The following is a 21,683-nucleotide window of genomic DNA, read 5'->3' as shown; positions in this document are numbered from 1 at the left end:
CATCGTTGTAGGTAAACGATGTAGAAGAAGCATGCAGAGTGAGGCGGGTCACTGTCAAGCAGGTGCTGCAGGGAATCTCCCCCGGCGTCGGAACCGCGGCCCGCGGCCCGCGGCCCGCGACGCGGGCAGCTCAGCCGGGCAGCGCGGAGGACTCGCGCTCGATCACCTGGTAGCGGGCTTCGAATTCGCGGGGAGGCGCATCACCGTCGCGCCGGGAGATCCGCTCCTGCAGCACCCGGACCGCGGTGTCCGCGATCTCGACCCTGCCCGGGTCAATGGTGGAAAGGGTCGGCAGGGAGTACCGCCCCTCGTCGAGGTCGTCGAACCCGATCACGGCGACATCGTCGGGTATCCGCCGCCCCGCCTCCTGCAGAACCCGCATGGCACCGAGCGCCAGGGTGTCGTTCATGCCGAACATCGCGTCGAACTCCACCCCCGATTCGAGGAGCTCGCGCATGGACGTCGCCCCATTGGCACGGTGCCAGAAGGTGGTGTGGCCGACGAGGGCGGGATCGAAGGGGATCCCCGCCTCCTCGAGTGCCTGCTGGTAGCCGCGCAGGCGGAGACCGGCCGAGCCGATCACCTCCCCCCGGTGACCGCCGACGACGGCGATGCGCCGCCGCCCCTTCGAGATGAGGTGTGCTGTCGCGGCCCGCGCCGATTCCACGTTGCTCATGGTCACGTGGTCGGTGGGGCCGCCGAAGATCCGTTCACCGAGCAGGACGAGCGGGAAGTTGACGTCGAGGTAGTGGGCGTCCTCGTTCGACATGCCGAGCGGACTGAAGAGCAGGCCGTCGGTCATCTGCAGCCGTGGGCTCCGCAGGATCTCCAGCTCGCGTGCCCGGTCACCGCCGCCGGTCTGCTCGATGAGGACCTTGAGCCCCCGCCGCTCGGCTGCCGTGATGACGGCATCGGCCAGTTCGGCGAAGTAGCTGAGGGACAGTTCGGGGACGGCGAGGCCGATCACGCCGGTCCTGCCCGACCGGAGGCTGCGTGCCGAGAGGTTGGGACTGTACCCGAGCTCGTCGATGGCCTCCATGACCCGCTGCTTGGTGTCGGCCCGGATGTGCTGGTAGTCGTTGATGACGTTCGAGACGGTCTTGATCGAGACGCCGGCCGCCAGGGCGACGTCCTTCAGTGTGGCCGCCATAGCGCTCCCTCGATCCGCCGGTGATGCCCTGTACGTCACGCGTCCCGCGAGTCTACAACGTTGTAGGATTGCCGGGCACCCTACCGCTTGTGTCCCGCGGCTCCTTTCCCGCCGGCGCGACCCTGCCAGACAAGGACACCATGATCGAGGAACAGGCACGGGACCGGCTCAACTGGGCGGGCAACCATACGTATGCCGCCGAGGCGATCGAGCACCCCACCACGCTCACGGAGCTGCAACGGGCCGTCGAGGGAGGCACCCGCGTCAGCGCCCTCGGCTCCCGCCACTCCTTCAACGACATCGCGGACAGCCCGGGCACCCTCGTGTCGCTGGACGTCATGGACCCTGCCGTCTCGGTCGATCCGGAGGCCCTCACGGTCACGGTCGGCGCGGGCGTGCGGTACGGCGTCCTCGCCGAGCACCTGCAGCGCGGCGGCTACGCGCTGCACAACCTCGCCTCCCTCCCCCACATCTCCATCGGTGGCGCCATCGCGACAGCCACCCACGGATCGGGGGACCGCAACGGTAACCTCGCAACCGCCGTCGTGGGCCTGGAGATCGTCACGGCCTCCGGTGACGTCCTCACCGTCACGCAGGGCGACGACGATTTCGACGGCATGGTGGTGGGCCTCGGCGCCCTCGGGGTGGTGCACCGCGTGACGCTGCGCATCGAGCCGACCTTCGAGGTCCGTCAGGACGTCTTCACGGACGTCCCGTGGGACGCCGTGCTCGCCGACTACGACGCCGCCACCTCCGCCGCCTACAGCGTCAGCCTCTTCACGGACTGGACCGGTGGCACCATCGGTCAGGCCTGGCTGAAGAGCCGCGTCGACAGCGGGACCGCCGTCCCCACGGACTTCTTCGGCGGCAGGCCGGCAGAGGCCGCCCTGCACCCGGTGCCGGGTGTGGCCGCGGACCACTGCACGCAGCAGCTCGGCGTCGCAGGACCGTGGTCGGACCGCCTGGCCCACTTCCGCCTCGCCTTCACCCCCAGCAACGGCGAGGAACTGCAGACCGAGTATCTCGTGGGCCGCGAACACGCCGTCGCGGCCATCGAGGCCGTACGCGCCCTCGCGCCACGCATCACGCCGCTGCTGCAGGTCTCGGAGATCCGCTCGATGGCCGCGGACGGGCTCTGGCTCAGCAACAACTACCAGCGGGCCGGCATCGGCCTCCACTTCACCTGGAAGCCCGCCCAGCCCGAGGTCGAGGCGCTGCTGCCGGAGATCGAGGCCGCCTTGGCGCCGTTCGCCATGCGTCCGCACTGGGGCAAGCTGTTCACTGCTGATGCCGCCCGGCTGGCCCCGCTCTATCCGCGCTTCGACGACTTCCGCGCCCTGGCCGTACGCATGGATCCCGAGGGCAAATTCCGCAACGCCTTCCTGGACCGGACCGTCTTCGGCGCGACCGCCTAGGTCCTCGGGCCACCCGTCCGGGTCAGTGCTTGCGTGTCAGCCACGTCCAGTGGGCCAGCGTGCGCAGGCGGATCAGCAGGGCGCGCGACTGCTCGGGGCCGTACGGGAGGATCGGGATGGCTTTCGTCATGTCCACGGAGGCCTCGTCCATGGCGAGCCGGGTCACGCGGATGGCACTGCGCATCTTGTTCATCTGCGTGGTGACCTCCGCGACGCCGACGGGGGCTCCGTGACCGGGGACGAACACGTCGTAGAGGTCCTCCAGCGCCACCATCTTCCCGAGCGTCCGCACCCAGTCCACGGGGAAGGAGTCCTCGAACGCCGGATCCGCACCCTCCTCCACGAGGTCACCCGTGAAGAGGACGTTGCCGGCGCCGACGAGCAGGTCGTGGTCCGTGTGGCCGCGGCCGAGGTGGAAGAGGGTCACCGACACCTCCCCCAGGTCGAGGTCCACGGGCGTGCCCTCCACGAGCCGGTTGGCCGGGAGGATCTGCGTGTGGTCGCCGTCGCCCGCGCCCATGGCCGGTTCGACGGCGGCGACCAGCGTCCGCTGGTCCTCGCCGGTCTCACCCTGCGCGGTGCTGCACCTCGCGGTGGCCCAGAAGTCCTCCACACCCTGTGCGGCGAAATAGGCGTTGCCGAAGAAGTGATCCGCGTGCGCGTGCGTGTTGACCACGATCAGGGGCAGATCGGTAATGCCCCGGACCTGCCCGTACACCTCGGCGGCCCCGACGGGACCCGCACCGGCGTCGACCACCAGGGCGCGCTCGCGCCCGACGACGAGGCCCACGTTCATCCGAAAGCCGGGAGTCGGGAGCTGGTAGATGCCCGGCGCGAGCTCGCGCCAGGGGCTGCGGGTCTCGGCGCTGGGGACGTCGGCGGTCATGGGGTCCTCTCGGTCGCGGCAGGACTCCCAGTCTAGGTCTGCCGGGTCCGCCCGCCGGGGAGCAGGCCGGGACCTCGTGGCGCGAGGAGCCCAACCGGCAACCCCACCGGGCGTCGGAGCCGGGATCTGCGGCGTCAGGTCCCGGCAGTCGCGGTGTCCGGGGCGGTGTCCGGGGCGGTGTCCGGGGCGGACCGTGGGCGCTCCGGCACCCGGAAGACCGGCAGCGCGAGGTTGATCAGGGGCCCGATGAGGAGCGCGAAGGCGACGGTGCCCAGCCCCACGGTCCCGCCGAGAAGCCAGCCCAGCACCAGCACCGTGCCCTCGATGCCGGTGCGGACCAGCCAGATGGGCAGGCCGCTGCGCGCGTGGATGCCCGTCATCAGTCCGTCGCGGGGTCCTGGCCCCAGGCGGGCACCGATGTAGAGGCCGCTGGCGACGGCGAGGAGCACCAGCCCGCCGGTGAACAGCAGGATCCGCGCCCACAGCTGGGTGGGCTCGGTGAGCAGTGCCAGGCCGATCTCCGCGCTCGGCCCCACGAGCGCGACGTTGAGGACGGTGCCGATGCCCGGGCGCTGCCGCAGCGGGATCCAGAGGAGCAGGACGATCAGGCCGATGATGTTGGTCATGAAACCGAAGGGGATGCCGGTCCGGAGGGACCCGCCCTGCCCGAGGACGTCCCACGGCGAGACGCCGAGGGTCGCCCGGATCATCATCGCGAGGGACAGGCCGTAGAGGAAGAGTCCGAGCAGCAGTTGCAGTCCGCGCCGGACACCGAGGAAGGTCATGCCTTCAGTAGAACCTGTCATTGGACTGACAACAAGATGCCAATCATGGGATGGTGGCTCCATGATGGTCCTCACAGCGCGGCGCCTCGCCGCGGAACTCGGCTCCTGGCGGACCGCCGGGCCCGCCTACGCGGCACTGGGCGACCGCATCCGCCTGCTCACCCTCGACGGCCGGATCCCCGTCGGGTCACGGCTACCGGCCGAGCGGGAACTCGCGGTGCAGCTCGCGGTCAGCCGCACGCTCGTCGCCGCCGCCTACGCGCGCCTGCGCTCGGCCGGGTACGTGCAGAGCATGCGCGGCTCGGGATCCGTGGTGTCGATGCCGGGACGCGGCGCCCCGGTGCACGACGACGGCGGCTCCGGCGTCGTGCTCGACCTCAGCAAGGCGGCACTGCCCGCCGCCCCGCAGGTCGGCGAAGCAGCCGCGCGTGCCGCCGCCGAGCTGCCCGCCTACCTCAACGGTGACGGCTACGACCTGCTCGGCCTCCCCCGGCTGCGGCAGGCCCTCGCGGACCGGTACACCGCCCGCGGCGTGCCGACCGAGCCCGGGCAGCTCATGGTGACCCTCGGCGCGCAGCACGCCATCTCGCTCCTCGCGCGGACCTGGCTGACGCGCAGCGACACCGTCCTGGTCGAGGCCCCGAGCTATCCGCACGCGTACGAGGCGCTCCGCGCGGCCGGCCGGCGGCTCGTCCCCGTCTCCGTCGGCGCGGGGGACGGCTGGGACGACGACGGCCTGGAGCAGGCCTTCGACCGGGCACGGCCCGCCCTCGCCTACGTGATGCCGGACTTCCACAACCCCACCGGGGCCGTGATGCCGCCCGGTCAGCGCGAGCGCCTCATGTCCGCCGCGGCGCGGGCCGGCACGGTGGTCGTGGCGGACGAGACGATGGCCGAGCTGCGGATCGAGGGCGACGCCGAGCCGCCCCTCGCGGCGTTCGGTCCCGCCGTGCTGATCGGCTCCATGGGCAAGACCGTCTGGGGTGGGCTGCGTATCGGCTGGATCAGGGCGGAGCGCGAGGTGATCCGGCGGCTCGTGCAGTCCCGGTACGCGCAGGACCTCGGGACGCCGATCCTCGAGCAGCTGATCGCCCTCGAGATGCTCGGGGACTACGACGCGCTGCTCCGGTTCCGGGCGCAGCAGCTCGACGACGGACAGCGGGAGCTCGGCCGGCTCCTCGCCGCACAGCTGCCGGGCTGGGACGTACCGCGCGTCTCGGGCGGCCTGTGCACCTGGGTCAATCTCGGCGCCCCGGTCAGCTCGGAGCTCGCCCTCGCCGCGCGCGACCGCGGCCTGCTGCTGGGAGCGGGTCCCCGCTTCGGCATGGGCGGCGTGTTCGAGCGCTTCCTCCGCGTCCCCTTCAGCTATCCGGCCGAGGACACCCGACGGGCCGTGGGAATCCTCGCCGGGGCGTGGGCCTCCCTGGACGGCAGCAGGTCCGCGCGCGACGACTTCGCCCCCGCGCTGGTCTAGCCCGCGCACCGGCACCGGCTGGAGCACTCGGCCCGCCGCACGACGTCGCCGCGGCGCGGGCCCGGCGCGTCACACCTGGTGCGCGGGCGCCGACCGATGACCAGACAGCTGGAGTGCGAGATAGGGCGCCGTGGCGCTCGTCCCCGCGTCGAGGCGCGCGACGTCAGCAGGCGTCCCCGCCGCGACGATCGACCCGCCCGCCGACCCGCCGCCGGGCCCGAGGTCGATCACCCAGTCGGCCGCGGCCACCACGGACATGGTGTGCTCCACGACCACGACGGTGTTCCCCGCGTCCACGAGCGTGCGCAGCTGGGCGAGGAGCAGGACGACGTCGGCCGGGTGCAGGCCCGTGGTCGGCTCGTCGAGCAGGTACAGGGTGTGCCCGCGGCGGGCGCGCTGCAGTTCCGTGGCGAGCTTGATCCGCTGGGCCTCGCCCCCGGACAACTCGGTGGCCGGCTGGCCGAGGCGGAGGTAGCCCAGGCCCACCTCGCGGAGCGTGGCGAGGGAGCGCGCTGCGGCGGGGACGTTCGCGAGGAAACCGACGGCGTCGTCGACCGTCAGGGCGAGCACGTCGGCGATGCTGCAGCCGTCCAGCGTGACCGCGAGCGTCTCCTCGTTGTAGCGCGCGCCGTGGCAGGTGGGGCACGGCCCGTAGCTCCCGGGCAGGAAGAGCAGCTCGACGGACACGAAACCTTCGCCCTGGCACGTCTCGCAGCGGCCGCCCTGCACGTTGAAGGAGAAGCGACCCGCTCCGAAGCCCCGGGCCCGGGCCTCGTCCGTCGCGGCGAAGGCCTTCCGCACGGCGTCGAAGAGCCCCGTGTAGGTGGCGAGGTTGGATCGCGGCGTCCGCCCGATCGGCTTCTGGTTGACGCTGACGAGCCGGTCGACGGCCTCGAGGCCGCTGATGCCCGCCACCGGCGGCTCTGCCGCGCCGGCCTGACTGTCGGCGTCGTCGTCGATCTCCTCCGGGGTGTCGTTGCGCACGTACGCCCCGACGGCCTCGGCCAGGACCGTACTGACCAGGGTCGACTTCCCGGAACCGGAAACCCCGGTGACCGCCGTCAGCACGCCGACCGGGATCTCGGCGTCGAGTCCCGCGAGGTTGTGGCGGTGGATTCCGGTCAGGCGCAGCCAGCCCGCGGGCGCACGCGGTGCGGGAGGACCGGCGTCCGCGGAGCCGCTTCCGGCGAGGAACGGTGCCGTCACCGATGCCGGGATGGCGGCGAGGCCGTCGACCGGGCCGCTGTAGAGGACGGTGCCGCCGCCCTCGCCCGCACCCGGGCCCACGTCGACGATCCAGTCCGCGTGGCGCACCACGTCCATGTTGTGCTCGACGACGAACACCGAGTTGCCGGCGTCCTTGAGCTCCTCGAGGACGGCCAGGAGCGGCTCGACGTCGGCCGGATGAAGGCCCGCCGAGGGCTCGTCGAGGACGTAGACCACGCCGAACAGGCCCGAGCGGAGCTGGGTGGCGATCCGGAGCCGCTGCATCTCCCCGGGTGAGAGCGTGGGCGTGGCGCGGCCGAGGCTGAGGTACCCGAGCCCGAGGTCCACGAGCGTGCCGAGCCGCTGCACGAGGTCCCTGCTGATGGTCACCGACACCTCCGTCCCCTCCCCCGAGGTCCACGACCGGTGGGCGGCGGACGGGTGGTCGAGGGTCGCTGCCGGTTCGAGGTGCGCAGCCAGCTCCGCCAGCGGCAGGGCGTTGGCCGCGGCGATCGAGAGGCCGGCGAACGTCACCGCGAGCGCCTCCGGCCGCAATCCGCTGCCGCCGCAGACCCCGCACGGCCCGGATTCCATGAAGGGCAGCACGCGCTCGCGCATCTGCTGGCTCTTGGAATCGTGCAGGGTGTGCAGCACGTAGCTCTTCGCGCTCCAGAAGCGCCCCTTGTAGGGTTTGGCCACGCGGTCCCGCTGCGGGGTCACCTCGACGACGGGCTGCTCCTCGGTGAACAGGAGCCACGTCCTCGCGTCCTCGGGCAGCTCACGCCAGGGGAGGTCGATGTCGTGACCCAGTTCGCTCACGACGTCGCGCAGGTTCTTGCCCTGCCAGGCGCCCGGCCAGGCGGCGATGGCGCCGTCGCGGATGCTGAGCGTCGGATCGGGCACGAGGGACTGCTCCGTGACGTCGCGGGCTATGCCGAGCCCATGGCAGCGCGGGCAGGCGCCGGCTGCGGTGTTCGGCGAGAAGGCGTCGGACTCGAGCCGTCCGGCAGCGTCCGCCGGGTACGTGCCGGCCCGGGAGTAGAGCATCCGCAGGGAGTTCGACAGCGTGGTCAGCGTGCCGACGGTCGAGCGGGCGCTCGGGGTGCCGCGCCGCTGCTGGAGGGCGACGGCGGGAGGCAGCCCGGTGATCGAGGCGACGTGCGGGGTGTGGCCCTGCTGGATGAGCCGCCGCGCGTACGGGGCCACGGACTCCAGGTAGCGGCGCTGGGCCTCGGCGTAGATGGTCCCGAACGCGAGGGAGGACTTGCCCGAGCCCGAGACACCCGTGAAGGCGACGACGGCGTCGCGGGGGCAGTCGACGTCGACTCCGCGCAGATTGTTCTCGGTGGCGCCGAGGACCCGTACGAAGCCGGGTCGGCTGGTCGGCGTGCCGGACGGGATGCTTTCGGTCGATTCGATCACCGGTCCCACCCTACGGTCCCCCACGCCCCCGTGCGCACCTCCCCGGGCCTCGGAGCACCCCGCGCGCATCGAGCGGGGTGGCCGAGATGCGGGCCGTCGTCGTCGAAGGCCCACCCGCCGATGAAGACCCGGTCGATCCACCCCGTGGGGATCGCCGGCATGGACCACCTGTACACGGGGACGACGAGCACCACGTCCGTCACGGCGTCGAGCCGTTCCTGCTCGCGCAGGACGGACGGCCGGGGCACCCGTTCACCGGGTGCGTCGTGCACAGGGCCGGGTGCTGCCCGGGACGGTCGGCGGCGGATCATAGGTCGCGCCGCCGTCGAGCGGAAGGCATCGACCGGCACGATCCTCACCTCGCGACCGCCTGCACGCCTTCCTAGGCTGGAGCGATGGCCGACATCAACGAAGAGTTCCCGACGCTGGACGATCTCAACCCCGACAACGACGCCCTGCCGCGGCCCTCGCCCCGGACCCACGGCAAGTCCGACGACCACGTGGACGACGACGCCCTGGCGCTCGCCACCGAACGCGAGGACGTGGCACTGGGCCTGAAGGACTATGTCCCGGACGACGTCCCCGATGCCACGGATCCGCTGCCCCCGCAGGCAGCTTCGGAGGCCGACCTCGCCCAGCGCGGTCTGCTGGGAGACCCCGGCGAGGGCTGACCGGACAGCGTTCGCCGCGGCCGGTCAGAGGTCGGCCAGCATCCCGCCCGGGTTCTCCATCGCGTCGGCGACGAAGCGGAGGAACCCACCGGCCGTCCCGCCGTCGCACACCCGGTGGTCGAACGCGAGCGTCAGCTCGGTCACCTTCCGCACGGCGAGCTCACCGTCCACCACCCAGGGGCGGTCCATGATGCGCCCCATGCCGAGGATCGCCGATTCCGGGTAGTTGATGATCGCGGCGCTGCCATCCACTCCGAAGACGCCGTAGTTGTTCAGCGTGAAGGTACCGGAGGACAGGTCGGACGGTGTCGCCTTCCCGGTGCGCGCCAGGGCAGCCAAGCGCCGGATCTCGGTGTCGAGTTCACGCGCCGACAGGGTGTCGGCGCGTCGGACGCTCGGCACCACGAGACCTCGGTCGGTCTGTGCCGCGATGCCGAGGTTCACGCCGTCCACGCGCACGAGCTCCTGCGTGCCGTCCTCGCCCGTGGTGATCCTGCTGTTCAACGCGGGATAGCGTGCCAGGCCCGCGACCACGAAGCGCGCCACGAAGGCGAGGATGCCGGGGACGGCGTCGGGCGTGCGCCGTTTGATCCCGTCGCGGAGTTCCACGAGGGCCGTGACGTCGACATCCACCCACACGGTCGCCTCGGGGATCTCCCGCCGGCTCCGCGACATGGCGTCCGCGATCGTCCGACGCACCCCGCGCAGTGGTGTCCGCTCGAGGACGGCGAGGCCGGACCGTGAGTCACGGGACACCGATGCCTCCGCGGGGGGCGCCGGCGTGTCAGGACCATCGGTCAGGTCGGAGGGGCTGACGTGCGCGGCGATGGCGGCATCGATATCGCGCCGGAGGATCAGGCCCTTCTCCCCCGACCCGCGGACGTCATCGAGCCTGATGCCGTGGTCGCGGGCGAGCTTGCGCACGAGCGGCGAGACGCACAGGGCTGCGCGCCGCTCGGGGGCCGCACCCGGGTCGGTCGGCGTGTGGGCCGGCGTCCCGGCCGGAGTGCGGGCAGGACCCTGGGCCGGAGCCTGCCCGGGAAGCTGCGCGGATGCGCTCGCCGGGCTGCCCACCGAAGTGCCGACACCCTCCCCCGCCGGTCGCGTAGCTGTCGGCGCTGCACCTTTCCGCGGTCGCGTCCGGCCGCCGGTCAGACCACCCGGGGTGCCGTACCCGATGAGGACGTTCCCGGACCCCTCGCTCACGACCGGCGACCGCTCGTCGGGGCGGGTCGTGGACGCCGGGACACCGGAATCCTCGCGAAGCTCCTCGGCGGCGCCGTCGATCGCCGCGGCATCGGAGGTGACCGCGGCATCAGGGGTAGCTGCGCCGGATCCTGATACGGGAGCCCCCTCGGGCCGCACGGACAGGAAGGGGGCGCCGACGTCGAGCACCTCGCCCGGCCGCCCGTGGAGGACGGCGACCGTTCCCGCGAAGGGCGACGGCACCTCGACCACGGACTTGGCGGTCTCGACCTCGGCGATCGCCTGGTCGACGACGACGGTGTCCCCCTCCGCGACGAGCCAGGACACCAGCTCGGCCTCCGTGAGGCCCTCGCCCAGGTCGGGGAGCATGAAGACGAGGAGCTTCTCGGCAACGGTCGGCGTGCTCATGTCAGTCCTCCCACTGCAGCTGGTCGACGGCGTCCAGGATGCGGTCCACGCTCGGCAGGTAGAAATGCTCCAGCTTGGGCGAGGGGTAGGGGATGTCGAAGCCGGTGACGCGGAGCACGGGCGCCGCCAGCGAGTGGAAGCAGCGCTCCTGCACGCGGGCCACGATCTCCGACGCCACCGACGCGAATCCGGGGGCCTCGGCCACGACGACGGCGCGGCCGGTGCGCCGGACGCTCTCGCAGACGGTCTCGTCGTCGAAGGGCACGATGGAGCGCAGGTCGATGACCTCGATCGAGCGCCCCTCCTCGGCGGCGGCAGCCGCAGCGGCGAGCGCCGTGGGCACGGACGGCCCGTAGGTGATGAGCGTGGCGTCGGTCCCCGCGCGGGCGACGACGGCGCGGCCGATCCGCCGGGGCGCCTGACCGTCGTCGTACGTGCGGCGGAGCTCCGCGAGGTCCACCTCCTCCTTCGACCAGTACAGCTTCTTCGGCTCGAGGAAGACGACGGGGTCCGGGGAGGCGATGGCCTCGCGCAGCATGAAGTAGGCGTCGCGCACCGTGGCGGGAGCCAGCACGGTGAGGCCCGGCGTGTGCGCGTAGTAGGCCTCGGAGGAGTCGCAGTGGTGCTCCACGCCGCCGATCCCGCCGGCGTAGGGAATCCGGATGACGATCGGCAGGCGCACCTTGCCGCGGGTCCGATTCGGCATCTTCGCGACATGGCTCACCACCTGCTCGAAGGCCGGGTAGGCGAAGGCGTCGAACTGCATCTCGACCACGGGCTTCATGCCGTTCATCGCCATGCCCACGGCCATGCCCATGATGCCGGCCTCGGCGAGGGGGGTGTCGAAGCACCGCTCCTCGCCGAACCGTGCGGTGAGTCCGTCGGTGATGCGGAAGACACCGCCGAGCCTCCCGACGTCCTCGCCGAACATGAGCACGGCGGAATCGGCCTCCATGGCGTCCGCGAGCGCTGCGTTCAGGGCCTTCGCGAACGTCGAGGTGGAGCGCGGCGCGGGTGGCACGACGCCGGCCTGCCGGTCCTGGGTTGCGCGGGCCGGCGCCTCCGTGGTCTGCGTCATGGCCGCTCCCCCTCCGCCTGGTCGCCGTCGCCGGGTGCGTCGCCGGCACCGTCAACGGCGGGGTCGGCGCCGCGCGCCAGTTCCTCGCGCAGCTGCTCCGCCTGCTCGCGCAGCTGCGACGTCTTCTCGGTGTACACGTATTCGAAGAGCTCTGCCGGATTCACGTCGACCTCCGTGTTGAGTCCCTGGCGGATGGCGGCCGCGATGCGCTCCGCCTCGTCGGAGAGCGTGCGCTCGCCGTCATCGGTCAGCAGGTTCAGGCCCCGCAGGTAGGTGCGCATCCGCAGGAGGGGATCGCGCGGCACCCACTGCTCGACGTCGTCGGCCGAGCGGTAGCGGGTGGCGTCGTCGGCGTTCGTGTGCGCCTGCATGCGGTAGGTGTGTGCCTCGATGAGCGAGGGGCCCCCGCCGTCACGCGCGCGGTCCACGGCGGAGCCGAGGACCGAGAGGAGGGCAGCGAGGTCGTTCCCGTCCACCCGCTCGCCCGGCATGCCGTAGCCGATGGCCTTGTGCGCCAGCGACGGCGCCACGGTCTGGCTCGAGAGCGGCACCGAGATGGCGAACTCGTTGTTCTGGATGAAGAAGACCACGGGGACGTGGAACACGGCGGCGAAGTTCAGGGCTTCGTGGAAGTCCCCCTCGCTGGTCGCACCGTCACCGCACATGGCGAGGACCACGGTCGGCTCACCGCGCAGCTTCGCGGCGTGCGCCACCCCGACGGCATGCAGCAGCTGGGTTGCGAGCGGGGTGGCCTGCGTGGCGACGCGGTGCTCGTAGGGGTCGTAGCCGCCGTGCCAGTCACCGCGCAGGAGCGTCAGGACCTCGAGCGGGTCGACGCCGCGTGTGATGACCGCCACCGTGTCACGGTAGGTGGGGAACAGCCAGTCCTCCTCGTCCAGCACGACGGCGGCGGCCACCTGGCACGCCTCCTGTCCGTGCGAGGACGGATAGACCGCCATGCGGCCCTGGCGCACGAGCGCGTTCGCCTGGTCGTTGATCCGGCGGCCCGTCACGAGCCGGCCGTAGACCCCGAGCAGGCGCTCACCGTCGGGGAGGGGGTAGCGGTCGTCGTGCGTGTGCCGCCCGTCGGGGTCGATCAGTTGCACCGGCCGGGCCGACGGGAGGAGCGCGCGGTCTGCCGTCGGCGTCGTCCCGTCCTCCGCGGGCACGCCCATCATGCCCCTGCCCTCGTTCGTTGCCGTACTCATGTCCGCCTCCGTCACCGGCCGCTGCAGCGGCGCGTCGATCCCGCGCGCCGGGAGCCCCGGCGCTGGATGCTGTGTCGCTCCAGTATGGCCAGCGGTCCTCTTTTGTATCCAGAGAGCAGCAGAAGTCTGGATGTTCGAAGCCAGGGAGGAGTATTGTTTGGACGAATTGCCAGTGTGAGCTGGATTACGTGAAGGAGCGTGGACAGGTGGCGGACGGAAAACTCGACGACGTCGACCGGAGGATCCTCGCCGAACTGACGCGGGACGGACGGCAGTCCGTCACGTCGGTCGCCGAACGGGTGCACATCTCCCGCGCGCACGCCTATTCGAGGATCGCGAAACTCACCGAGGACGGCGTCCTCACCCGGTTCACGGCCATCATCGATCCCGCGAAAGCAGGCCTCCGCTCCTCCGCCTACGTCACCCTGAAGGTCCGGCAGCACTCCTGGCGCGAGCTCCGGGACAAACTCCGCGACGTCCCGGAAATCCACCACATCGCCCTGGTGGGCGGGGACTTCGACGTCATCCTCCTGGTGCGGGCCGAGGACAACGTGGGCCTGCGGCGCGTGATCTTCGACCAGCTGCAGTCCATGCCCGGGGTGCTCGACACCCAGACGTTCCTGGTCTTCGAGGACCTCGACACGCGCTGAGGCCTCCGCCCTCGTGTCGCCGTTCCCGTCGGAGGACGGGCGGTCACGGCGGTCACCGCGGCCGGCGAGGACCGGCGGTCACCGCGCCCTGCGGGTGAGGACCAGATGGACCACGCCGCTGGGGGACGGCGTGGCTTCGATGGCGAAGCGCTGCTCGAGCCCTTCGAGAGAATCCCAGAGGCGTTCGCCCCGCCCGAGGACGATCGGCACGAGGACGATGTGCAGGTGGTCGATGAGGTCGGCCTCGAGGAACGCGCGGACCGTGGTGACGCCGCCGCCGATCCGAATGTCGAGGCCTGCGGCCAGCTCGCGTGCCTGCGCGAGCGCCGCCGCAGGCTCCGCATCGACGAAGTGGAACGTCGTCCCGCCCTCCATCTCGAGCACGGGCCGCGGATGGTGCGTGAGGACGACGACGGGCGTGTGGAAGACGGGATCCCCGCCCCACCACCCCTTCCACTCGTGGTCCTCCCAGGGGCCGCGGTGGGGTCCGAACTTGTTGCGGCCCATGATCTCCGCGCCGATACCGGGTTCCCAGGCGCTCGCGAAGGCCTCGTCGACGCCGGAGGAACCCGCCGACTCCCCGTGCAGGCCCATCGCGCGGAAGGTGCGGGTCTCGAACGCCCATTCGACGAGCCGCGAGCCCGCATGCCCGAAGGGGGCCTCGAGCGTCTGGCCCTCCCCGGTGCCGAACCCGTCGAGGGAGATGGAGAAGTTGTGCACGCGGACGAGGGACATGGCAGCTCCTGGGTGCTGGTGGCGTGGACCCACTGTAGGGCCTGCTGCGTCCAGGGTCACCCGATGCTGCACACCCGGCTTCTAGCCGCTCGGCCGGGACGTCTCGCGAACGTCCAGCGCCCGCGCCATCCGGTCCACCGCTTCGGTGACGACGGCGCGCGACGTCGCGAAGTTGAACCGGATATGACCTCCCCCGCCGGCGCCGAAGACATGGCCCGAACTCAGGGCGACCCGGGCGTGGTCGAGGAAGAACCGTGCCGGACCGGCCAGGTCGGTCACGATGCCCGGGGCACCGTCCGCGGCAGGGTCATGAAGGCCCAGCGGGCGGCAGTCCAACCAGGCGAGGTAGGTCCCTTCGGGCGGACGCAGGCCGATCTGCGGGAGCCGCTCCCCGACGAGCTCGCGCAGCAGCGTCCTGTTGTCCGCCAGTCCTGCGAGCAGTGCGTCCAGCCAGGGCTCCCCCTCGTCGAAAGCGGTGGTGTGGGCGATGACGCCCAGGTGGCTGGCGCCGTGTCCCACTTCCTCGGGCAGGCGCCGGAGGTCGGCCGCAGCCTCGGGACCTGCGACGATCAGCCCCGTATTCAGTCCGGCGAGGTTCCACGCCTTCGACGCGGCCACCACGGCGAAGCCGTCCTCCGCGCCGGCGACGCTCAGATAGGGCGTGAAGGCGGCACCCGCCAGGACGAGCGGGCTGTGGATCTCGTCCGAGACCACGCGGACGCCGTGGCGGCGCGTCAGGGCTGCCAGCTGCTCCAGCTCGGCGCGGGAGTGGACCGTGCCCGTCGGGTTGTGGGGGTTGCTCATGAGGTAGACGGCGGGCCTGCCTGCTGCCCGGACCTCACCGAACACGCGGTCGAGGGCTTCGAGGTCGAGCCGGCCCGCGTCGGTGCAGGGGGCGTGCCTGATCAGGCGCTGGTCATGCTCCACGAACGCGTAGAACGGCGGGTAGACGGGTGCGCTGACGACGACGGTGTCACCGGGCGACGTCAGGAGCCGGATCACCTCGACGATGCCGAGCATGACGTCGGGCGCGAGGGCGGTGTTCGCCGGATCGACACCGGCCCAGCCCCAACGCCGCCCGGCGAACCCCGCGTAGGCCTCGGCGAGTCCCCGACCGGAGGGGTAACCGGTGTCGCCGCGCTCGATGGCCTGCCTGAGGGCTGCGGCGATCGGTTCGGCCAGTCGGACGTCCATCTCGGCGACCCACAGGGGAAGGACGTCCTCCGGGTAGGTCCGCCACTTCACGCTCGTGCGGCGCCGGAGGTCCTCGAGGGACAACTCCTCCAGCGGATTGGCGATACCGGTCACGGTGGCTCCTCCTGTGGGCGATGGGATGACGCCAGCTTGCCACTCCTGCTCCTGCTCCTGCTCCTGCTCCTGCTCCTGCTCCTGCTCCTGACGACCCTCGTCACGGCGCCCCCGCTACCTCGGCGGGGCTACCCATGGTGTTCGCTCCCGCGCCCCTGCATAATGACCGAAGCAGACCCGCGGGGCCGGGTTCGCGGCGTTCCACATGGGGGAGAGAATGACGGATTCAGGGAGCACCGGCGGTCAGGGGCAGGACGACGGAGGGCGCCTCCACGGCGCAGGCGGGTCCGGCGTTCCTCCGACTCCCCCGGGTCCGCTCGGGGCCGGCCCGACTCCTCAGGGCCCCTTCGGCAATGATCCGGGCCACGGTGCGTCCTTCGATGATCTGCCGCGGGCGAACGCCCCCCGCACGGAGAATCTGTGGGCGACACCCGGACCCGGCGACGTCGAGCGGCTCGTCGGGAGCCGGCCCTCCCCGCCGCAATTAACGGGACCAGGCCAGGTTCCGCAGGGCGCCTTCAGCGGGTACGCGTCCGTGCCCGGCGGACCACCTCCGCGCAGGAGGGGCCTGCCGGTGTGGGGCTGGGTCCTCATCGGGGCCGGGACACTCGTGGTCGGCCTGGTCGGTGTGGTGGTGGTCCTCGCAGTCCTCGGTCTCGCCGCGACGTTCACCCCCACGACGGCCTCCGAGACGGGGTTCGCCGCTCCGCCGTCGACGGACGTCCCGGGTGGCCCCGTCCCGGAGATCACCGGCCCTGACCCCGCCGCCGGAACGATCGACGCGCCCGAGCAGCAACCGCTCGAAAGCTCCGCCCTCTTCACCGCTCCGCCGTCCTGGGCGCAGCCGGTGGAGACGTGGACCATGGACGACCTCCCGGCCGACGGCATCTCCACCTTCAGCAGTCCGAATGGCTGCGACCTCCTGCTGGAGCAGGCGTACATGCCGCCGCTCGACGGTGACGACGACCTCCTGAGCGACGCTCCTGCCACCTCGAGCTACATGGTCTACCTGCTCGAATTCTTCGCGGACCTCGAAGGCGGAACGATCGAGGGCCAGGCCGGCACCGTCCCCCTCAGCATCAACTTCGCCGGCGGACCCACCGTGGACCTCTCGACGACCACGCTCCCGGGCCTCACCCTCGAGGGCGACACCGGGGTGCGCTACATCGCGACCCGCGCCATGCCGGCGAGTGAGGGGGTGGTCAGCGCCGTCATGACCTGTCCGCAGGCCGTCCTCGACGCCGACCCGGCCTTCTTCTCCGAGGCGATGGCGCGGCTCTACATCCTGCCGACTCCCTAGGAGCCCCCACCTCGATGCGCTCGACCAGTCGGGTCACAGCCGCCGTCGCAGCGAGTACCTACCGGGCAGCCCGGATGTGTGCGCGATCAGTGCGCGACAGAACCGGCGGTAGCGCCCGCGACCGGGAACCGGTCAACTGCCGAAGCGCGGAGCCCGCTTCTCCCGGAAGGCCGCGAGACCCTCGCGGTAGTCCTCCGAGCTGCCGAGCACGGCCTGCGCGTCGTTCTCGCCGCGGATGGCGTCCCACAGGCCCAGGCGGTCGTCGCGGATCCGTCCGATGAGCTGTTTCGAGGCGACGAGCGACTGCAGCGGACCGCCGGCGGCCCGGGCGGCCTTCGCCCTCGTGAGGTCGAGGAGGTCCGCCGCAGGCACCGCACGGCTGAAGAGGCCACCGGCCACGGCCTCCGCGCCGGTCATGAGGTCGCCGGTGTACATCAGGTCGAGGGCCCGGTGCGAGCCGAGCCGTTCCATGAACAGCCAGTGCCCGCCGGAGTCGAGCATCAGCCCGAGATTGGCGAAGGGCGAGCCGATCTTGGCGTCCTCGGCGACGTAGACGACGTCGGTCGCGATGAGCAGGCCGAGCCCGACGCCGAGGCACGCACCCTGTGCGGCGGCGAACGTCGGAGCCGGGAAGTCGGCCATCTTCCGGAGCAGGGGCGTCAGGGTGGCATCGAGGAACTCGTACGCGTCGTCGTCCTCGAAGGTGATGGCCCCGAGGTTGCGGCCCGCACAGAAGGCGCGTCCCTCCCCGCGCAGTACGAGGGCTCGGACCGTGCCTTCCCGCACACCGGCTGCGGCGTCGTCGTACGCGGCGGCCAGGTCCTCGAGTGCCTGGGCGTCGACGGCGTTGAGCCGGTAGGGCGCGTCCAGCACCACGTCGGCGATGCCGTCGGCGATCGTCAGCCGGACCATGCTCGCCGATGTGGTGTCCTGTGGTGCGGTCATCGCTGCTCCTAGGCGTCGTAGTCGACGGTGACGGTGTCGCTGGTGGGGTGGGCCTGGCACGTCAGCACGAAGCCCTTCGCCACCTCGTCGGGCTCCAGCGCGTAGTTCTCGGTCATCTCCACGGTGCCCTCGACCACCTTCGCGCGGCACGTGCCGCAGACACCACCGGCGCATGCGAAGGGAACGTCGGGCCGCACCCGCAGGGCGGCGTTCAGGATGGACTCCCGCGCATGGGTGGGACTCTGCACGGATCCCTGGAGGCCGTCGAGGTTGAAGGAGATCGTGTAGTTCTCGCCGCTCTCCGCGGGCGCGACCGGGCGCCCGATGCTCCCCTCCGGACGTGTGGGCTCACCCGTCGTGAACAGCTCGAAGCGGATCCTCTCAGCGGGGACGCCTCGCTCCGCGAGCGCATCCCGGCAGAGCTGCACCAGCTCGAAGGGCCCGCAGAGGAACCACTCGTCCACCCGCTCGGCGGCCAGGACCGTCCCGAGGAGCTTCTCCAGCTTCTCGGCGTCGATCCGGCCGGACAGCAGCGGCGAGATGCGCTGCTCCCGGGACAGGACATGGTGCAGCGCGAACCGCGCGGGGTAGCGGTCCTTGAGGTCGGCGAGTTCCTCGAGGAACATCACGTCCATCGCCGCCCGGTTCGCGTAGATGAGGTCGAAGCGCGCATTGGGGCTGCCGGCGAGCATCGACCGTGCGATGGAGATCACCGGCGTGATGCCTGATCCCGCCGCGACGGCGACGAGAGCGACAGCCTGCTCGCCCGGCGTCGTACGCGGGGTGAACTGTCCCAGCGGACTCATGACGTCGAGGGTGTCCCCCGCCGCGAGCGACTCGTTGGCCCACGTCGAGAACACTCCGCCGAGGTCCCGCTTGACGGCCACGCGGAGCTCACCGAGGCGGGGATCGGCACAGATCGAATAGCTGCGCCGGACCTCCTTGGGCTCCCCGTCGACGTCGAGCGTCGCCCGGAGCGCCACGTACTGGCCGGGGAGGTAGTCGTACTTCTCCTGGAGCTCGGCGGGAACGTCGAGGGTGACCTCGACCGCGTCCTCGGTGAGGCGGCGCACCTCGCGGACCGTGAGCGTGTTGAAGGCGCTCCGTCGCTGGGTGGAGGGGGCGAGGACGACGGCCATCAGTGCACCTTGAAGTAGTCGAAGGGTTCCCGGCAGTCGTTGCAGACGTACAGGGCCTTGCAGGAGGTCGAGCCGAAGCGCGTCATCTCGCGGGTGTTGAGCGACGAGCACTGCGGACACTTGACGCTGAGCCCGATCCGGAACGGACCGGCGGCGGCCTTCCCCGTGGGCGGAGCGATGCCGTAGTCCGCCAGTTTCGCCTTGCCGTCGTCGCTCATCCAGTCCGTGGTCCAGGCGGGCGAGAGGACCAGGCGCACGGCGACGTCGTCGTACCCCGCTCCCCTGAGGGCCGCGGTGACGTCGTCGCGGATGGCGTCCATGGCGGGGCAGCCCGAGTACGTCGGCGTGATGGTCACGAGGACCTGCCCGGTCTCCGCGACGTGGGCGTCGCGGAGGATCCCGAGGTCCTCGATCGTGAGGACCGGGATCTCGGGGTCGCAGACCGTCGCGGCGATGTCCCACGCCGCGGCGTCCACGGCGGACGAGGGCCGCAGATCGGTGACGGTCACCACGACGCTCCGGGGTACTCCCTCGCGAGCACCTGGAGTTCGGCGAGGATGTAGCCGAGATGTTCGCTGTGCCGGCCGAGACGCCCGCCGCCCACGGATCCGGGCACCTGCGGCACCTCCAGATCGGCCTCGGCGAGGACCACCTGCGCCGCCGCGTCGAAGGGCGCACGGAGAGTGCTCGGGCGGACACCGGCGTCTCCGAGCTCGTCGACGAGTGGGTGATCGGTGAAGAGTTCCTCGACGTACGGCCAAGTCAGCTTGAGGCCCGCGATCATCCTGCGGCGCGACTCCTCGGTGCCCTGGCCGAGCCGCAGGATCCACTGGATGCTGTGGTCGCGGTGGTAATCCACCTCCTTGACCGCCTTCGCGGCGATCGCGGCGAGGGTGGGATCGCTGGAATCCACCAGCCGCGAGTAGAGCTCCCACTGGTAGAGGGCGACGACGAACTGCCGCGCGATAGTGCGGGCGAAGTCCCCGTTGGGCTGCTCGACGAGATGGACCGAGCGGAACTCGGGCTCCCGGCGGAAGTAGGCGAGATCGTCCTCGGTCTTGTCCCACGCCCGTCCCGCATAGGTGAGGAAGGACCGGGCGTGGCCGATCTGATCGAGCGCGATGTTGGCGAGCGCCACGTCCTCCTCGAGTTCGGGCGCGCGGGAGATCCACCAGCCGAGCCGCTGCGCGAGGATCAGGGCGTCGTCGCCCAGCCACAGCGCGTACTGCCCGACGGCGTCCGAGGGCTTCGCCTCGAGCAGCGCGATGTCCTCCGGCCGCAGGGCGTTGCCCGGGGTGATGCGGGTCGCGCTGGCGTTGGCCTCGCTCACAGGTGCTTCACTCCCTCACTCTTGGTGTAGTACGTCGCGTGCCGGTAGTCCTTGCCCTGGGGGGATTCGAAGAACTGGTCCTTCGCGTCGGGATCGCTGGTGATGATCGCCGTCGCCGGGACCACCCACAGGCTCACGCCCTCGTTGCGCCGCGTGTAGAGGTCACGCGCGTTCCGCACGGCCATCTCGGCGTCGGGCGCGTGGAGCGACCCGGCGTGGACGTGGGAGAGCCCGCGCGACGACCGCACGAACACTTCCCAGAGCGGCCAGGCCGCACGCGGTTCCCGCGGACCCGACGACGGTGCCTTCGCGCCGTCGTCGCCCGTGGTCGACCCGCCCGTCACCTACGCCGCCTGCGCGGTCTTGAGGACCTGCTTCTCGGCGTAGGCCGCAGCGGCCTCGCGCACCCAGGCGCCGTCCTCGTGGGCTTCGCGGCGCCGCTCCATGCGCTGGGCGTTGCAGGGTCCACGGCCCGCGAGGACCTCCTTGAACTCGTTCCAGTCCAGGGGCCCGTGCTGCCAGCGGCCGGTCTCCTCGTCGAAGCGCACGTCCTGGTCGGGCAGGTCGAGCCCGAGAACCTTGATCTGCTCGACCATCATGCCGACGAAGCGCGACCGCAGCTCGTCGTTCGAGAAGCGCTTGATGTTCCACTCCATGGACTTCTGCGAGTTGGGCGAGTCCTCGTCCGGCGGACCGAACATCATCAGGGACGGCGCGTACCAGCGGTTCACGGCGTCCTGCGCCATCTGCTTCTGCGCCTCGGTGCCGTTGGCGAGTTCGAGCAGGATCTCGAAGCCCTGGCGCTGGTGGAAGGACTCCTCCTTGCAGATGCGCACCATCGCCCGGCCGTACGGGCCGTAGGACGCACGGCACAGGGGCACCTGGTTGCAGATGGCCGCACCATCGACGAGCCAGCCGATCGCACCGATGTCGGCCCAGGTCAGGACGGGGTAGTTGAAGATACTCGAGTAGCGCGCCTTGCCGGCGATCAAGTCCTCGGTCATCTGGTCACGGGGCGTTCCGAGGGTCTCGGCCGCGGAATAGAGATAGAGCCCGTGGCCGGCTTCATCCTGCACCTTGGCCATGAGGACGGCCTTGCGCTTGAGGGACGGCGCGCGCGTGATCCAGTTGGCCTCGGGCTGCATGCCGATGATCTCGGAGTGCGCATGCTGGGAGATCTGGCGCGTCAGCGACTTGCGGTAGTCGGCCGGCATCCAGTCACGGGGCTCGATGCGTGAGTCCTGGGCGATCAGCTCGTCGAATCGGCGCTCACCGGCCGCGTCGTGGTCCTCGCGGCTCCGCGGATCAATCGCTGTCGTCGTCATCGTGCTACCTCGCTCGTCTGGACGTATGCGGCGTATTTACCG

The 21,683-nt window shown here is 71.3% G+C and carries 21 protein-coding genes; 5 read left to right on the top strand and 16 right to left on the bottom strand.

What is annotated here, in order from left to right:
* Nucleotides 1-130 precede the first annotated feature (130 nt).
* A complete protein-coding gene (locus ACTIMO_RS15170) occupies nt 131-1,150 on the bottom strand; it encodes a LacI family DNA-binding transcriptional regulator (RefSeq protein ID WP_422390547.1) in 1,020 nt (339 codons plus the stop codon).
* Nucleotides 1,151-1,290: 140 nt separating this feature from the next.
* Between ACTIMO_RS15170 and ACTIMO_RS15165 the strand changes: the two genes are divergently transcribed.
* On the top strand, nt 1,291-2,565 hold the full coding sequence (locus ACTIMO_RS15165) for an FAD-binding protein (protein ID WP_448182930.1): 1,275 nt from the start codon (nt 1,291-1,293) through the stop codon (nt 2,563-2,565).
* Between the two features lie 22 nt (nt 2,566-2,587).
* Here ACTIMO_RS15165 and ACTIMO_RS15160 read toward each other — a convergent pair whose 3' ends face one another.
* Both ACTIMO_RS15160 and yczE read right to left on the bottom strand, forming a co-directional pair.
* Nucleotides 2,588-3,451, bottom strand: a complete 864-nt coding sequence (locus tag ACTIMO_RS15160) for an MBL fold metallo-hydrolase (RefSeq protein WP_448182929.1) — start codon at nt 3,449-3,451, stop codon at nt 2,588-2,590.
* A gap of 134 nt (nt 3,452-3,585) precedes the next feature.
* On the bottom strand, nt 3,586-4,236 hold the full coding sequence (gene yczE / locus ACTIMO_RS15155) for a membrane protein YczE (protein WP_448182928.1): 651 nt from the start codon (nt 4,234-4,236) through the stop codon (nt 3,586-3,588).
* A gap of 61 nt (nt 4,237-4,297) precedes the next feature.
* Here yczE and yczR point away from each other — a divergent pair, with 61 nt between their 5' ends.
* Nucleotides 4,298-5,710 carry a MocR-like transcription factor YczR gene (gene yczR, locus ACTIMO_RS15150; protein WP_448182927.1) on the top strand — a complete coding sequence of 471 codons (1,413 nt, stop codon included), beginning with the start codon at nt 4,298-4,300 and terminating at the stop codon, nt 5,708-5,710.
* Between the two features lie 69 nt (nt 5,711-5,779).
* Here the strand turns inward: yczR and ACTIMO_RS15145 are convergent, their stop codons facing one another.
* Both ACTIMO_RS15145 and ACTIMO_RS15140 read right to left on the bottom strand, forming a co-directional pair.
* Entirely contained in the window at nt 5,780-8,338 is a 2,559-nt protein-coding gene (locus tag ACTIMO_RS15145; RefSeq protein WP_448182926.1) for an ABC transporter, read from the bottom strand.
* Nucleotides 8,335-8,610, bottom strand: coding sequence for an NAD(P)H-dependent oxidoreductase (locus ACTIMO_RS15140; protein WP_448182925.1), 276 nt, complete (start codon nt 8,608-8,610; stop codon nt 8,335-8,337). The genes ACTIMO_RS15145 and ACTIMO_RS15140 overlap by 4 nt, the downstream gene beginning before the upstream one ends.
* A gap of 123 nt (nt 8,611-8,733) precedes the next feature.
* Between ACTIMO_RS15140 and ACTIMO_RS15135 the strand changes: the two genes are divergently transcribed.
* Nucleotides 8,734-9,009, top strand: a complete 276-nt coding sequence (locus ACTIMO_RS15135) for a hypothetical protein (RefSeq protein WP_448182924.1) — start codon at nt 8,734-8,736, stop codon at nt 9,007-9,009.
* 24 nt (nt 9,010-9,033) lie between these two features.
* On the opposite strand, the gene ACTIMO_RS15130 is transcribed toward ACTIMO_RS15135, so the two are convergent.
* The 3 genes from ACTIMO_RS15130 to pdhA are packed head-to-tail and all read right to left on the bottom strand — an operon-like array spanning nt 9,034 to nt 12,879.
* Nucleotides 9,034-10,623: a dihydrolipoamide acetyltransferase family protein gene (locus ACTIMO_RS15130; protein ID WP_448182923.1), complete on the bottom strand. Its 1,590-nt coding sequence runs from the start codon at nt 10,621-10,623 to the stop codon at nt 9,034-9,036.
* A gap of 1 nt (nt 10,624) precedes the next feature.
* The gene (locus ACTIMO_RS15125) at nt 10,625-11,701 is read right to left on the bottom strand and encodes an alpha-ketoacid dehydrogenase subunit beta (protein WP_152812656.1); all 1,077 of its coding nucleotides are present in this window, start codon (nt 11,699-11,701) and stop codon (nt 10,625-10,627) included.
* Nucleotides 11,698-12,879, bottom strand: a complete 1,182-nt coding sequence (gene pdhA / locus ACTIMO_RS15120) for a pyruvate dehydrogenase (acetyl-transferring) E1 component subunit alpha (protein ID WP_448182957.1) — start codon at nt 12,877-12,879, stop codon at nt 11,698-11,700. The genes ACTIMO_RS15125 and pdhA overlap by 4 nt, the downstream gene beginning before the upstream one ends.
* A 236-nt stretch (nt 12,880-13,115) precedes the next feature.
* Between pdhA and ACTIMO_RS15115 the strand changes: the two genes are divergently transcribed.
* Nucleotides 13,116-13,559, top strand: coding sequence for an Lrp/AsnC family transcriptional regulator (locus tag ACTIMO_RS15115; RefSeq protein ID WP_055767641.1), 444 nt, complete (start codon nt 13,116-13,118; stop codon nt 13,557-13,559).
* A gap of 78 nt (nt 13,560-13,637) precedes the next feature.
* Here the strand turns inward: ACTIMO_RS15115 and ACTIMO_RS15110 are convergent, their stop codons facing one another.
* Nucleotides 13,638-14,294, bottom strand: a complete 657-nt coding sequence (locus ACTIMO_RS15110) for a dihydrofolate reductase family protein (RefSeq protein ID WP_448182922.1) — start codon at nt 14,292-14,294, stop codon at nt 13,638-13,640.
* A gap of 81 nt (nt 14,295-14,375) precedes the next feature.
* A complete protein-coding gene (locus ACTIMO_RS15105) occupies nt 14,376-15,602 on the bottom strand; it encodes a MalY/PatB family protein (RefSeq protein WP_448182921.1) in 1,227 nt (408 codons plus the stop codon).
* 217 nt (nt 15,603-15,819) lie between these two features.
* On the opposite strand from ACTIMO_RS15105, the gene ACTIMO_RS15100 reads away from it, so the two are divergent.
* Nucleotides 15,820-16,902: a hypothetical protein gene (locus tag ACTIMO_RS15100; protein ID WP_448182920.1), complete on the top strand. Its 1,083-nt coding sequence runs from the start codon at nt 15,820-15,822 to the stop codon at nt 16,900-16,902.
* Nucleotides 16,903-17,034: 132 nt separating this feature from the next.
* On the opposite strand, the gene ACTIMO_RS15095 is transcribed toward ACTIMO_RS15100, so the two are convergent.
* Genes ACTIMO_RS15095 through paaA form a run of 6 tightly spaced genes read right to left on the bottom strand, consistent with a single transcriptional unit; the run spans nt 17,035 to nt 21,641 of the window.
* Nucleotides 17,035-17,814 carry an enoyl-CoA hydratase/isomerase family protein gene (locus ACTIMO_RS15095; protein WP_448182956.1) on the bottom strand — a complete coding sequence of 260 codons (780 nt, stop codon included), beginning with the start codon at nt 17,812-17,814 and terminating at the stop codon, nt 17,035-17,037.
* 41 nt (nt 17,815-17,855) lie between these two features.
* Nucleotides 17,856-18,986, bottom strand: coding sequence for a 1,2-phenylacetyl-CoA epoxidase subunit PaaE (gene paaE, locus ACTIMO_RS15090; RefSeq protein ID WP_448182919.1), 1,131 nt, complete (start codon nt 18,984-18,986; stop codon nt 17,856-17,858).
* Nucleotides 18,986-19,495 (bottom strand): 1,2-phenylacetyl-CoA epoxidase subunit PaaD, encoded by a 510-nt coding sequence (paaD, locus tag ACTIMO_RS15085; protein ID WP_448182918.1) that lies wholly within the window; start codon nt 19,493-19,495, stop codon nt 18,986-18,988. The genes paaE and paaD overlap by 1 nt, the downstream gene beginning before the upstream one ends.
* A complete protein-coding gene (paaC, locus tag ACTIMO_RS15080; RefSeq protein ID WP_448182917.1) occupies nt 19,492-20,316 on the bottom strand; it encodes a 1,2-phenylacetyl-CoA epoxidase subunit PaaC in 825 nt (274 codons plus the stop codon). Before paaC ends, paaD begins: the two co-directional genes overlap by 4 nt.
* Nucleotides 20,313-20,660 (bottom strand): 1,2-phenylacetyl-CoA epoxidase subunit PaaB, encoded by a 348-nt coding sequence (paaB, locus tag ACTIMO_RS15075; RefSeq protein ID WP_055767621.1) that lies wholly within the window; start codon nt 20,658-20,660, stop codon nt 20,313-20,315. The genes paaC and paaB overlap by 4 nt, the downstream gene beginning before the upstream one ends.
* Entirely contained in the window at nt 20,661-21,641 is a 981-nt protein-coding gene (gene paaA / locus ACTIMO_RS15070; RefSeq protein ID WP_055767618.1) for a 1,2-phenylacetyl-CoA epoxidase subunit PaaA, read from the bottom strand.
* Nucleotides 21,642-21,683: the final 42 nt, after the last annotated feature.

Source organism: Arthrobacter sp. CP30 (assembly GCF_053470025.1).
This window is presented reverse-complemented; position numbering and strand designations above follow the sequence as displayed.